The organism is Frankia umida (assembly GCF_023242945.1).
Classification (GTDB): Bacteria; Actinomycetota; Actinomycetes; order Frankiales; family Frankiaceae; genus Frankia; species Frankia umida.
In genome coordinates this window covers 1-13,816 of the sequence record NZ_JALKFT010000028.1, presented here as the reverse complement: position 1 = coordinate 13,816, position 13,816 = coordinate 1, and the positions used below count along the sequence as shown (strand labels likewise).

Annotated in this window: 6 protein-coding genes and 1 pseudogene; 4 read left to right on the top strand and 3 right to left on the bottom strand. The window is 67.5% G+C overall.

Annotation, left to right across the window (positions count from 1 at the left end):
• Positions 1-165: 165 nt before the first annotated feature.
• From MXD59_RS20770 to MXD59_RS26655, 3 genes and pseudogenes are all read right to left on the bottom strand, one after another.
• Positions 166-804 (bottom strand): nucleotidyltransferase domain-containing protein, encoded by a 639-nt coding sequence (locus tag MXD59_RS20770; protein WP_248826302.1) that lies wholly within the window; start codon positions 802-804, stop codon positions 166-168.
• Positions 805-1,366: 562 nt separating this feature from the next.
• Positions 1,367-1,744, bottom strand: coding sequence for an IS66 family transposase (locus MXD59_RS27470; protein ID WP_372512156.1), 378 nt, complete (start codon positions 1,742-1,744; stop codon positions 1,367-1,369).
• Positions 1,690-2,748 (bottom strand): annotated as a pseudogene (locus MXD59_RS26655) (IS66 family transposase); the annotation flags it as partial. The gene MXD59_RS27470 and the pseudogene MXD59_RS26655, both read right to left, overlap by 55 nt.
• A gap of 622 nt (positions 2,749-3,370) precedes the next feature.
• On the opposite strand from MXD59_RS26655, the gene MXD59_RS20755 reads away from it, so the two are divergent.
• The 4 genes from MXD59_RS20755 (at position 3,371) to MXD59_RS20740 (ending at position 13,585) form a co-directional block, all read left to right on the top strand.
• Positions 3,371-4,204, top strand: coding sequence for a hypothetical protein (locus MXD59_RS20755; RefSeq protein WP_248826301.1), 834 nt, complete (start codon positions 3,371-3,373; stop codon positions 4,202-4,204).
• The gene (locus tag MXD59_RS20750) at positions 4,204-8,835 is read left to right on the top strand and encodes a CHAT domain-containing protein (RefSeq protein WP_248826300.1); all 4,632 of its coding nucleotides are present in this window, start codon (positions 4,204-4,206) and stop codon (positions 8,833-8,835) included. The genes MXD59_RS20755 and MXD59_RS20750 overlap by 1 nt, the downstream gene beginning before the upstream one ends.
• Before the next feature lie 125 nt (positions 8,836-8,960).
• Entirely contained in the window at positions 8,961-10,349 is a 1,389-nt protein-coding gene (locus MXD59_RS20745; protein ID WP_248826299.1) for an IS1380 family transposase, read from the top strand.
• A 614-nt stretch (positions 10,350-10,963) separates the two neighbouring features.
• A complete protein-coding gene (locus tag MXD59_RS20740; protein WP_248826298.1) occupies positions 10,964-13,585 on the top strand; it encodes a DUF3376 domain-containing protein in 2,622 nt (873 codons plus the stop codon).
• Positions 13,586-13,816 lie beyond the last annotated feature (231 nt).

Genomic DNA, 13,816 nt, shown 5'->3' with positions numbered 1-13,816 from the left:
CGGCCCCCGGCCCGCAGATCAGCACAGGACAGACAATAGGGACGCCGAACCACCGGTACCGCTATTGACTCACAACAGACTCAGGTCGACCTAAGCAGGCACCCACCCGAACCTCGACCTTCCGTTCCCCACTCTCGACACGGAGCGGAGGTGGGGGAACGGGAGTTACAGGTTCGCCAGCCAGCGGTGTCCTGGGTGCACCTCGGCGAGAAGCCGGGTCAGGGTACGGCGCTGGGCCGACGTCAGGTACGGGATGGTTTCCTCGAAGTCCGCCTGGTCCTTGGGGCGGGCGTGCCTGGCCTTGAACAGCAGGACCAGTTCGGGTGCCAGGTACGGAATGCCATCCGGGGTGTGCTGGATGATCTCGTCGTAGGCGAAGCGGATCGTCGGGTCGTGCCGGCAGATCCAGGTGTCGCCGTCGTGGGGTTCGCGGAACACGTCCAGCAGGTAGTCGCCGGTGGTGCGATCGCGCAGCCAGGTCTGGTGGGTGACGGCCAACACGTCCGGCGTGGCGTTCTCCCAGATCCAGCCGCTGCCGACCGCGTCGAAGGCGTATCCGGGAAAGCGGTCGCGGATATCGGGGAAATCCCCGGCGGGAACCGCGATCTCGAGGTCCCCGTGCGCACGGGTCTGTGTGCCGCGGAACAGATCCAGCGCCCAGCCTGCGGCCACACACCAGGGCACGGTCACCCCGGTCAGGTGCTGAGCGACCTGACCCGGAGTCCAGCACGATGACCACCTGGCCCCCAAGGCCTCGATGTCGGCCGGTGACAGCTTGATACCACCGGCCCGCTGCTCGCTCACCGGTCGAATCTACCAGCGGCGTCGAAAGCACGATCACTTCACCCGGGACGCCCGCGGGATCAGATCACCGGATGTGCCGGGCACCCCTCCCTTCCGATCCCATCAGCCGGACGGTAAACAAGTAGAGCATTATTCATAAGCCCTGATTTAAGGGTTGAAGCGCCAACATCCCATCCGTTTCCTGCCTGGCTGATTGATATCCGGCCGGGAACCTGAAGGGGAGAGAGGGAACGGCGACGCCGCACGATCAACCGCCAACCGCCAACCGCCAACCGCCAACCGCCAACCGCCAACCGCCAACCGCCGCAGCGTCAACATTTCTCGACCAGCTGTCAACGGGTCAACTTTACCGGGAGCCGGTGGTAAGCATTCACGAGGTGCGGATCTTGCGCCGTAGGTGGCGGCGGCCATGGCTGTCTGCCGCGCCGGTAACGCCGGGGCGGCAGGTTCGAGCGAGGCGGTCTGGATCAGGTCGGGGCGGCGAGCGGCGGGATCCAGGGGGTTCCGGCGAGGGCCTGGCGTAGCGCGGTGAACAGGTCGAGGCCGTGTTTGCGGGCGGTGGTCAGGTAGCTGGGGCCACCGCGAGCCGGTGGCGGGTGGCGGGCTCGGAGGTCAGCCGGCCGGAGATCTTCTGTTGGGTCTTGAGCGGACGAAGATCGCGCTCCGAGGTGTTGTTCGTGGGCCACACGTCCAGGTCATCGACGAACCGGAGCACGTCGGTCTCGCGGCCGCGCAGGAACTCCAGCAGGCAGCGGGCCGGCGGCTGCTTCGTGCCCTTCGCGGCGGGCGCGACCTCGGACAGGCCGACCCGTACGGCCGCGCGGAACTCGCCGACCAGCCGGTCCCGGGCCGCCGGGGGACCGCGGCCTGGCGGGTGCGGCGGGCGGTGTTCGTCTCGTGGACCAGACCCCGCAGCGCGGCGACCGCCTGCTCGGGCCACAGCGCCCCCGGGTAGGCCTCGCGGGCGTCCTCGAGGTCCCGCAGCAGGTGGGAACAACAGGCCTGGTGGTCCTTGACACCTGTGCCGGTGTCCGGGTCGAACTGGAACTCGGGGTGGTAGTACAGGCTGTAGCGGTCGTGGACGACCGTGCCGGTCACCCGGCGCAGCAGGAACTCCCGGAAGCTGGCGAGGTCACGCCGCCCGAGCACGAACAGGGCGTGCAGGTTCGTCGACGCCGACAGCACGTAGCGGCCCTGCCCCGCCGGGCCGACGCGCAGCGTGGTCTCGTCGAACCCGACGACGTCGGCGTCCTCGATCCGCGCGGCGATCGCCTCGACGGCCGGGGCGACCGCCCTGCCGGCCCCGGCGAGAAGGCCGTGCACCCAGCCCGTCGACACCGCCGCGCCGGTCAGGTCGGCGACCAGCTCCGCGACCCGTTCGACCGGCAGGTGGTGACGGACCAGCAGATAGGTCGCGAGCGTCCGCACCCCGGTCCCGTAGGACACCGGCGCCGCCGGCACCCCGGCCGGCTGGTCGGCGACGTGCACGGCCCCGCAGCCGCAGCGCACCCGCAGCAGGTCGTGCTGGACCACCGCCACCTCGATTGCGGGGACGTCGTGGACCTGGTGCGAGCGGGCCACCCCGACGACCTCGGCACCGGCCAGGTCCACGCCGCACCCGCACGGCCCCGCCGGCCGGTGCCCGCGCACCTGGTCCGGGCTCGAGGCCCAGGCCAGCGACGTCCCGTCCGCCCCGGGCTGTTTGCCCCGCTTCTTCTTCGCCCCGGCGCGGCGCTCCGCCCGGCCCGGGGTCCCTCGCCCGGGCAGCACCCCGTCGGAGGACGGCGGGAGCGAGGAGTTCCCCGAGTTCCGCGACAACAGCCGCCGCAGCCGCTCGACCTCGGCCGACAGCTCCGCGATCCGCGCGTCGCGCTCGCCGACCCGCGCGATCAGACCGTCGACCAGCTCCGCCCGCGTCGCCGCGGTCGCGGACTGCGCGGCCACCACAGCCAGCAGCTCCTCACGCGACGACTCCTCCGGCGACACCCGCCAAGACCATCACAGCCCGACCGCCGCCAGCCGCCGCGACACCGCTCCACCCGAACAACGTCCGCACCCGCGCCAGACGTTGCTACACACCGCAAGATCACAAACCCACGTGAATGCTTACGGCACGAGGCGAGCCGGGCTCGGGTCGAGGTCCGTCCGGTTGGTGTGGATATAGCCCTCTGCTGGCACGCGTTCCGTCGGGCACCAAAACGGGGTCCCGGGTACTGGGTTTTCGACACCGGCCAGGAGCTCAAGACCGATGCGACCGACGCGCATGCGATCGCGATCGCGGCGCCGGCGCATCGCCGAGTTGCATCTGCTGTCCATTGTGTCACTCTCGAAGGTGAGCTGGCAGACCGGTCCAATTCCTACACCCACGACGAGGCAAAAGCCGCAACCTTTAGCTTCGAGGGCGCATTCGACAACCGACGGAGACGCCATTTCTCCACAACTGGGCGGCGCCGTCGTCGCTGTCAGTGGCGTGCCGCCGGACAGCGCGGCGACCGTCGGGCCAGCGATGCCGGCTTGACCTCACGGACCGGCCACGACCCGGGTAATGCGATGGAAGGGGCGATCAATGAGCGCCGAGCCCATGCCAATCATCGACGAGGCCCGTCTCGTCGGGCCGGCCGCCATCCTGGATGAGATGAGCGGCGCGGACGATGCGGCCGTGGCCGCCGCCATCGAGAAACGCATGAACGAGTACGGGATTGCCGTGCCCGGCGAACTTGCCTCGGCCAGTCTGCGACGCCTCGTCGACCGGCTCCGCGGCCGTAGGCTTCTGGAGGATCTTGGCGTGTATCAGGCCCAGGTGGAGTGGCTCCGTTTCCACGTTCCACCGGGCGGCACCGCTCGCCTCACCCTCGAGCGGAAGGTCGAGCGCACCGGTGGGGTGACGCTGAAGTTCATGGGACTCGGCTTCGGCTCAGGGCGCAGCGTAGCACTCGGCGCCGAACACGACTTCGGGGATCGGAAGGACTGCTTCTCGCTCGGGGCGCTTGTGGACGTTCGCCTGCGCACCTACACCGAAAGTGACGGGCGGATCGCCAGGCAGGTGGACGTCGAGGGGGTCGCCGGCACCTCCCTCGCGTCCCTGGTGCCGTGTGGACTCTGCTTCCAGCCGCCTGAAGCAGGCCCGGTACCGCGTAAGCAAGAGCATGAATGGGATCTCGACGACGATCCTCACGGCCTGACCGAGAAGGTCACCTACGAGACCACCGATATCTCGGACGTCGAGATCAGCCCGAAGATCCCCGGGGTAGACCTCGGAGTGCTGATCCCGGGACTGAGCATGAATCGTTCCATCATGAGCAGTTGCGTTGCCACGTACACGTTCCCGGGGCACGCATGCTTCCGCTCGTACCACGAGGTCCCGCGCCGCCTCGACCTCCCGTTCTGGGGACGGTTCTGATGTCCGCGCTCCGGATCCTGATCGACCGGTACTGCGAAGGGGTCGATGTGATCGACCCGGGGCAGCTGCTCGCACAGCTGGACAACCAGCAGACGCACTCAACCGGCGACGCGTGGCGCGCCTGGCTGGAGGCGAAGCGGGCTGAACGTGCCACCCGCCCGGAACTCGCCCTGGCCTGGGTGCGGCTCGGTGCACGGTGTCTTGCAGAGCATCCAGACCCGATCTGCGAGTTGGAGCTCGTCACCCTGAACGCCCACATCCACAACTGGCTGGACGAGCCGCGCGACGCAATCGGACCGGCCGACGCGGCGTGGCGACGGTGGGCGGCCTTCGCCGGGTCGCCGCTAACCAACGACATCGTACCGTCCATGCGGGTGCTCCTCGGCCTGCTGTCCGAGCCGCACCCGCCGCCCGAGTTGGGCGACGCCGAACTGTATGTGGCCTGGATGGAGGACCGACTCCTGCCCGAGTTCGAGCACAGCGCCCGGTTGGCGATGTCGCTGTTCGGCGATCTACATGACCCCGGCGAGGCGCAGGCGGTGGCCGACGCGCACGCGGCCTGGGGCGAACGTTGGCTGACATGGGTGGGGACGGCGGAGCCGCTCCTGGCAGCGTCGCTCGGCAGCATGGCACTCACGCTCGGTGACGTGTACGAGCGCTGCGGGGACGTCCCGAGAGCCCTCGCCGTCTTCCGCAACGCCCTCGATCGCATCGAGAAGGCGCCGCTTCCGGGCAACGAACTCGTCGTGGCGCAACTGCGGTTCAACCATGCCAATCAGCTGTCCCGGCTGCGTCGCTGGGCCGAAGCGGAGGCCGGCTACGCGGCCGCCCGCGACGAGCTATCCCGGCTCGGTGAACGCGAGGCGGTCCTCCGGATCCGCTACGCCGTCGCGCACCTGCACTACATGCAGAGTTCCCAGGACCCGGGGTTGGAGGAGCTAGCCAGCCTCGCCGTCGACTACGAGGAGGAGCTGCGGGCAGCAGACAGCGCGGCCGCCGAGATCAACACTCGCCAGGGGCTGGACCGCGTCTACCGGCTCTGGGCCCGGGTCCTCGCTGGCCGGTTCGAGGCGCGCAACGTGCGCGAGGTTCAGATGTTCCTGCTGCTGCTCTTCGCGCTGAAGGAGGAGGGGGGCAAGATAGCCGGCCTCTGGCGCAGGCTCGCCGATCACCCGGACGCAACCGTACTCTCGGAAATCAGCGTCCTGATGGACCGGATACGGCGACGCCCACGCACAGCGCTGCTGATTGTCGAACAAACGGTAGACGCGCTGTTGATCGTCACGTACACCGGCGGCGCCGGGCCGTGGCACGAGCATGTACACGTCGCCATGGTCGAACGCGCGGAGCTCACCCCATTGGAGAAGCTTATCCGGGTCGCCCAGACCGTGGCCGAGGATCTGGCCGACCGTCGCCATCCCGTCGTCAGCGACCCCGGCGAGGAGTTCGAGGCGGCCTGCCGTCAGGCATGGCTCATGCTACCGACGCGGATCCGGGCGGACCTATCCGCCGCCGAGACAGTGCTGCTCACCGTCGACTTCCAGACCGACCTCGACCTGCTCCCAGTCGAACTGCTGCACGACGGCACCACTTATCTGGGACTTCGGGCCGGCGTGGTGCAGGCTCCGTCGCTGCGCGACATGAACGCCTTGCTCGGCGAGAACCAGGTGAACGCGGCCCAGACCGGCACTACCGTGATCGTTCGCACCGAGGACGAGCTACCACACGCAGACGAGGAAGTCTCGGTGACGGAGGACGCTTTCGGTGGCAGCTCAGGGACGAAGAGGCCGTCCGATCCCGCTGAGCTGTTAAATATCTTGGACGACGGCGCTGATCTCCTCCACTACGCCGGGCACGGGCTCGCCGACAAGATCGGCGAGGAGCTGCCACTCGGACCCGGTAAGTCGATCACCGCCCGCGACATCGCCGGCCTGCACCGGGCACCCGCGCCTGTCACAGTGCTGAGCGCCTGCCTGGCCGGGCGCGGGCGCCAGTTGCGCACTGGTGAGCAGCAGGGCTTCGCCACCGCCCTGCTCCGGGCGGGCGCCCCGGCGGTACTCGCCGCCAAGTACCTGCTGCCGAACCACATCACCAGAGCGTTCTGGTCGCTCTTCTACTACTTCGCCAACGAGATGCCCCTTGAGCAGGCGGTCCTGGAGACCCGCCGCGCGTTGGCGGCGAAGGGTCACCATCCCGCCGCCTGGTCTTGCTTCGTGCTGTTCGGCAGGCCCGGAGTGTCGATCCGGGCGCCGCACCGGCAGGCCGCGAGCGTCTGGCCGTCGCACGTGTTCCGTTATCTGGCCACGGGTTCGGCGGCCGGGTTGGCCGAGGCGCGGGCGCTGCTCGCCCGCGATGACAGGCTGACGCGTACCCAGCGCGGCCTGATCGACGCCGATCTAGTCGCGCTGCACACCGGCGTCGCTGCCCACTTTGGCCCGGAGCAGGCGAGGGAGCCACGCCACCTTGACGATTACGCAGAGGCAGCGATCGCGAGCGCGGTCATCGGCGCGTTCGGCATACTGCGCACCGCCGACGACCGTTCCCAGGAGGTCGTTCAGAACGCGGCTGGGACGCTGATCGCGACCGAACCGCTCCTCTGCGACACGTACCTCCTTCTCGCGGCCGTCGCCGAGATCGACCGGCATCTGATGACCTACGTCTACCAGGAGGGTCGCCCCCTACTGTTCGGGGCCGCCCGGCGGCTGCGCTGGCTCACGGCCGACGACGACCTGACGGCCGTCCGTGCTGAGATCGAGGAGACCGCCGAACGCGTCCGCCGCTCGTTTTTTCTCGACCTGCAGTCGATCGCCGGTGTGGACGTGCAGACCTTCCGGGACGCCGATGCCGGTGACCGCGGGGCGCAGAACCGCATGCTCCGGAACCTCATGATTCGCAACGCCGACCCGCGGGCACTGCTCACCCCGGATTGGACACCATGGTTGCTGAGGGCGGTCGGTGCCAGCACGCACCAAGCGCTGTCCGACGCCCTCGGCGCCATCGACCAGGCTGGCCGAGACCACCGGATCACCTCGGTCCAGCGGGACGCGCTCGTCCGGCTGATCGAGCAGTTCGGCGGGCCTGGCGCCGTCGATGCCAACACCGCGGCCACCGCCGTTGAGGCTATCCAGGATACCGAGGCGGCCACGGCCCTCGACCTGTTCCTCCTACATGACGCGGTGGCCAGCGGCGAAACCGAGGTCGGACTGGACCAGGTGCGCGAGGGCGCCGAGACTGCCGATGCTCTCGGCGCGACCGGCGCCGCCGCTTATTTCCGCGGCGTGTGGGCGCAACATGCGGCGAACGACGCTGACCTCGCCGAGGCCGCCCTCGATGAGGCCCGCGCGGCCCTGGCCGGCTACACGTCGTTGGTCGGCACCGACCCTGTCTACTTGGGCAAGCGCGCGGTCGCTGCGGTGCTGGTCGCGCAGCTGGCCGCTGCGGGCGGCGACGGGGATCTCGCGGCCACCGCCACCGCCATCGCGGTCGCCGATGTGGATGGCGTGCTGGCAACGGCGCCGGCCGAGCGCACCGAAGATCTCAACGACAACCTGGTTGCCGCCGCCGTCCGGATGCTCGCCGCGCAGGGTGACGTCGCGGCGGCCCGGGCTTTGCTGGGTAGGGCCGGCGATCGTCTCGGCGAGGACGCGCGCGACCGACTCGACAGTCTGATGGGTTCGCCGCCCAGCTTCCCGGACGATCCTGACTCAATCGCGGAGCAAGGCTCGCAACGGCTGCACGACGGCACTCTGATCGCCGCCGTCGAATGGCTCGGCGAAGCTCGTCGCCGTTACCAGGAAGCCGGTCAGCCGGAACGCTGTTGTGGCCTGCTAGGCGACCTTGCTGTAGCCCTGCGCGGTCTTGGCAACCGTGCGGCCGCGGTGCGGACGTACCAGGAGGCCATTGCGTTCTGCAGCCGCGCCGGTGACGACACCAATCTCAGCCGATGGTCGCAGAACCTCGCTCTTCTGCACGCAGAGACCGGCGCGCGCACCGAGGCCCGCGCCCTGCTCGAAGAGGGTCACTGGGCCGCCGAGCGCAGCGGCAACAGCTACCAGGTGTCGGCCGCGCTCGGCAACCTCGGCCAGTTCCTCGCCGAGGAGGACCGATACTCCGAGGCGATCGATTACTTCGACGATGCCATCGCCCGGACCGATCACGCGCGGCTCGACACGCTCTGGCGGCAGAACCGCGCGGAAGTGGTCCGCCGCTGGGTCGGCGCCCTGATCGACGCGAAAGACGTCGCGCGCGCGGCGGAGGTGCTGCGGGAGGCGACCGGGCCCACACGACCGGCCGATAAAGAGACGAAGCAGACCATCGCCTGGACCTGGCTACGGCTGGCCGCCGCGGAGAGCGAGCGCTACCGCCCGCAACAGGCCGCCGAATCCGCCGGGCAAGCGGTCACCCTGTTCGAGGAGATCGGCGATCCGGAATCCACGTCGCTCGCCCGGCAGGCCCGCGACGAGGTATGGAGCAAGGTCCAGCTCGCCGTCGTGGACGTCGCAGCCGAGCCCGCCGGGCTGCGGCGGCGCATCGGGACCGCAGTCGCCGACTGGCGACGTGGACGCCGAGCTCGCCGCTCGTACCGATCTCGTCCTGGCACTGCTGCCAGCCGGGGCCGCCGCGTCTCGTGAGGCCCTAACCCAGGGCTTTCATGGGGATGATCATCTGTTGGGTGTCCGGAAATAGGAAAGTGCTCCTGAGCAGGGAGGATTGGGCTTGTCGAGGGCCTGATCCATCCAAACCAAGGAGCACCTTCATGGTGCAGCGTACCGATGTCTACCCGTCTGTCCGTGTCGATACTGCGGGCAGGGGTGTGGTGTCGCCGGCGGGCGGGGCGCTGCTGACCGAGACCGTCCGGGTGTCCGGGCTGGGACGGGAGTTGTCGGCCGGGCTTGCGGGGTGGCGGTCGCCGCTGGCGACCCATGATCCGGCGAAGGTGCTGACCGATCTGGCGGTGTCGCTGGCGCTGGGCGGGGACTGCCTCGCGGACATCGCGTTGCTGCGCGCCGAGCCGGAGCTGTTCGGCCTGGTGGCGTCGGACCCGACGGTGTCACGGACCATCGACCGGCTCGCCGGCGACGTGGACCGGGTGCTCGCCGCGGTCGACCGGGCCAGAGCGGCCGCGCGCGGCCGGGTGTGGTCGCTCGCGGGCCGCCGCGCGCCAGGCCAGGCGGTGTCGGCGGACGACCCGCTGGTCGTGGACCTCGACGCGACGCTGGTCACGGCCCATGCGGAGAAGGAACAGGCCCGGCCGACGTTCAAGCGGGGATATGGCTTCCACCCGTTGTGGGCGTTCATCGACCACGGCCCGGCCGGTGCCGGGGAACCGGCGGCGGTGCTGCTGCGGGCGGGGAACGCCGGGTCGAACACGGCCGCCGACCACATCACGGTCGCCACCAGAGCGCTCGGCCAGCTACCCAGGCGGCTGCGCCGGTCCAGGTCGGTGCTCATCCGCGCTGACTCGGCCGGTGGCACCCATGCCTTCGTCGACTGGCTGCACCGCCGCCGACTCGGCTACTCGGTTGGGTTCACCTTGCCCGACAACGCCGCCCATCTGATCGCCCGCCTCCCGAAGGAAGCGTGGACGCCGGCCTACGACGCCGACCGCCGGCCCCGCCCCGGCGCGTTCGTCGCCGAACTGACCGGCCTGATGGACCTCACCGGCTGGCCACCGGGAATACGGGTCATCGCCCGCAAGGAACGCCCTCACCCCGGCGCCCAGCTGCGGATCACGGACGTCGACGGGAACAGGATCACGGCGTTCGCGACCAACACCGTCCGCGGCCAGCTCGCCGACCTCGAACTACGCCACCGCAGAAGGGCCCGGTGCGAGGACCGGATCCGCGGCGCGAAGGACACCGGCCTGACCAACCTGCCCCTGCACGACTTCGCGCAGAACCAGATCTGGTGCGCCCTCGTCACGCTCGCCCTCGACCTGACCGCCTGGACCCAGCTGATCGCCCTCCCAGATCACCCGGCGCGGCGGTGGGAACCGAAACGGCTACGCCAGCGGCTGTTCTCGCTCGCCGGCCGGCTCGCCCGCCACGCCCGCCAGACCGTGCTGCACCTCGCCGCCCACCACCCCTGGACCCCGCTGGCCGTCGAGGCGATCACGACGCTGCGCGCACTGCCCGCCCCCGGATAACCCGGGGCCAGCGACCTCCCACCCGCCGACCAGGAAAAACACCGCTCCGGACGTGGACCGGACGCCCACCCCCGCGCGACAACGGGGCACCCAGCCACGGCCACACCCAGACCGACCGGCAAAACTCAACATCAACAAGGGTGAGAGGGCAGCCCACGATCACACCTGGCCGAGGCACGAAAGATCTGGGCTAACCGCCGCACTCGCCCGGGCAGCCAGCGCCGGGAGTAGCCGGACGAGCTGAACCTCACTGTCAACGCCAACCTCGCCGCCGACGGTGGCCGCGGCGCGGGCGACGGCCCGGCCGCGGGGCTGCAACTGGCCGGCGACCCGTGCCGATCGCGACACGCTGCGGGCACGGTTGACCAGCCCGCCGTTCCTGCCGGCGGAGGAACATCGACATCGCGCCCAGGAGCTCGGTGTCCAGCTGCTGCATCGGGATCGACGCGGGACCGAGCGTCTCACCCATGATGGCACCTCCATTCTCTGCCGGGGTTTATCGATCTCAGAACCATCGAATAAGTTCCGGAGTGACACCCCGAGGTCACATCGATCGACAACAAAGCGGATAGGCCGGCTCCCTAGATCGGGTGAATTTAGGCGAGGGAAGCATGATGATCGACGCGCAGTGGTCAGAGGATAGCGGAAGACGACGCCAGGCGGAGGTGGCACGGGCGTCGGAGGAAGCCGCACCGAAATCCCACGGAACCACGTCTGATTGCGGGAAGGGAACACTCGCATCCACAGAGGTCACCCAGACCGAGGTACGACTCGCTCTGGTCATGAACGGTGGTGTCAGTCTCGCCGTCTGGATGGGTGGGGTCACGCATGAGATCGATCTACTGCGTCGCGCTTCGTGTTGCGACTCACCAGAAGATGTGGACGAACGGGACCGAGACGTATTCAACATCTGGCGAAAACTGGCCGGAGACGCCCGCAAGAGGTTCAGGGTCGACGTCATTTCTGGCACCTCAGCTGGGGGCCTAAATGGCCTATTGTTGGCAACAACCATTGGCCGCGGTGCCCGGATGGCCGATATACGAGGAATGTGGGAGGACAGTGCATCTCTGGATAGTCTTCTACCGGGGATGGGTGAGCGGGGATTGCTCGGTGGGGCGTCCTTTAAACAAAGGATCGATAAGGCGCTCGCGGGGATCAAGAAGAATCCCTCGAACCAGAGAGGCGCGGACCCGGCGGGTGTGGATTCTTCCGATGAGACCATTACCCTGTTCCTCACGGCGACTGCACTGGGTGGTCGCCGTCGGGTTGCGACCGACGGGTATGGAAAACATTTTGAGATCGATGACCATCGGCGCCTGTACCGCTTCAAGAATCAGACCCCCGGCTGTCGGTATGTGAAGGAGAGCGATATTTGGAAGTTCGACGATATGGCGCTCAGACACTTTTCGCCGGATAACGAAGCTGCTCTCTCCTTGGCAGGGCGAGCCACCGCTAGTTTTCCCGGCGCTTTCTCTCCGGTTAACGAGCGCGAGCTAATGGAGCATCGTATCTATCCCGATCCCGTATACGGTGATCCGGCCAGCTGTGTGATGGACGGAGGCGTGCTCAATAACGCACCGTTCGGACCGGTGCTAGACGAGATAACCAAGCGTCGTGTCCAGCGACGACCCGTGGATCGAGTACTCGTCTATGTAGTACCGTCCGTGGGCCGGTCTGCGGACCAGAGGGTCAGATACTGGGAGTGCAGTCAAAGCCCGACCCTTGAAACTTTCATCGAGGCTGTTCTACGGCCGCAGGAGGCCGACTTCCGCTCCGGCGCCGAAGATCTACATGGTAGGCTGAAGAACGCAGTCTTGGGAACCCGCGAGGAACTCTTCCAGCGACTGATCGAAGACTCTTACAAGGAGCGGAACAACGGCCGGGAGCCCGCGAACCGTATATACGACGAGTCCGCTGCCCTACTCTTGGATGACTACCGCCGCAGCCGCGTCAGGGCGGTGATGCTAGACGTCATCAATCAGTGTATAAATCCTTCGACGCAGACCATCTTTGCCGCACCAGATGATTTGAACGAACAGGAGATTGATGAGATTCTGGGACGTGATCTCCCGTGGTTCCCATCTAACGACCGCAAACTGCTCTCACACCCGGATCTGAAAGGCTGGAGCTGGGGTCTCGTCACAGCAGAACGGGTGTTGCAGACCTTTGGCCATCACCTCGGCGATGTCCTGAGACCTCACCATGCGCCCGCCCCCTTCCTTCGATCCGACCAGCGGAAATTGGTGGAAGAGAGCGCCTCAGTAATCAGTGACTGTCTTCGCCGATTGCTCGCCCTGACTGACGCTGTCAAGACCGAGTTGAAGCGCCGGGCGAACTCCGGGGAGGGCAAGTGCGAACAGCGCGCCGCACGCCTCCTTACCGAGGTTTTCGAGGAACTGAACGTCCGGGAGACCGCCGGCGAACTCGTCGATGGCGCGGCCAAGTGCTTTGTCCAAGCTCTGGGTAATTGCGACTCCGCCACCTACTGGATCAATGGGGACCAGGCCGTCTCCGCGTGCCTGACCGCAGAGGTACTTACCCAGGCGTTCGCACCCCCTGCCCGTGTTATCGAGCGTCTGACACCCAAGTTCAGGTTCCTGAGACTCGGCCCGGATTCGATGGGGCCCTTGTTTCATGAAGACCGCCTGGCAGACCTCGGCGCCCAGAAGCTCTACGGAACCCACTTCCGCCACTTCGGCGCGTTCGTCGATCGCGGGTGGCGCCAGTCGGACTTCGCCTGGGGCCGTCTCGATGCCGCCCATCACCTGCTCCCTATGCTCCTGCCGGATGACGATGGACGCCAGGAGAAGGAGCTGCACCGAGCCATCCTCGATGCGGAGAAAAAATCTCCCGGCGCGGGGGCAGACCCGAGGTCCCCAGCAGTAAACGTGGAAGAGCAGATGCGTAGAAGGCTCGACAGTATCTGTAACGGCGACTGTGCACCGTTGGACTTCGGTCAGCGAAAGTCGCTAGAAACGAACACACAAACTCTCCTGCAGGCAAAGATGCCAGGATGGCTTCCTCCGATCATTTCGGGTCTGATCGCCTGGCTGCTGGCCCGCCGCTTCTGGTCCGTTGCCTTCCGCGAGCAGCAGGCCAGGATTTCCGGTCGCCGACGCGGCCAAGCAGTGAAATCAGAACTCATTCGCATCGCCGCCACTGGCGTTGCGCTCCCCCTTACCGTCGGTATTCTCGTCGGCGCCCTGGCCGTATTTCTCTTGATCATATTTCTTTGAAGCTGCCTATCTGTGAAATTCCCACGAATCGTACGGTAAAATGACCCAGAGGGACATAGTAGGGTTGACACCTGAGCGGCCCGAGAGTGAGATCCTCCGAGCCACCCGGCCGATTTCTTTACATTTCTTGAAACTATTCTATCCTAGCAGGGCGGTAACTGGTCAGGTATCGCTTTGATCTTCGGTTAGGTGGTTGCGGGCATCCAGGGACGACCCTCGGCGAGTTGGACG

Coding starts and splice junctions, on each gene's coding strand:
- MXD59_RS20750 (WP_248826300.1), top strand. CDS start 4,204: ATGTCCGCGCTCCGGATCCTGATCGACCGGTACTGCGAAGGGGTCGAT.
- MXD59_RS20755 (WP_248826301.1), top strand. CDS start 3,371: ATGAGCGCCGAGCCCATGCCAATCATCGACGAGGCCCGTCTCGTCGGG.
- MXD59_RS20745 (WP_248826299.1), top strand. CDS start 8,961: ATGGTGCAGCGTACCGATGTCTACCCGTCTGTCCGTGTCGATACTGCG.
- MXD59_RS20740 (WP_248826298.1), top strand. CDS start 10,964: ATGATCGACGCGCAGTGGTCAGAGGATAGCGGAAGACGACGCCAGGCG.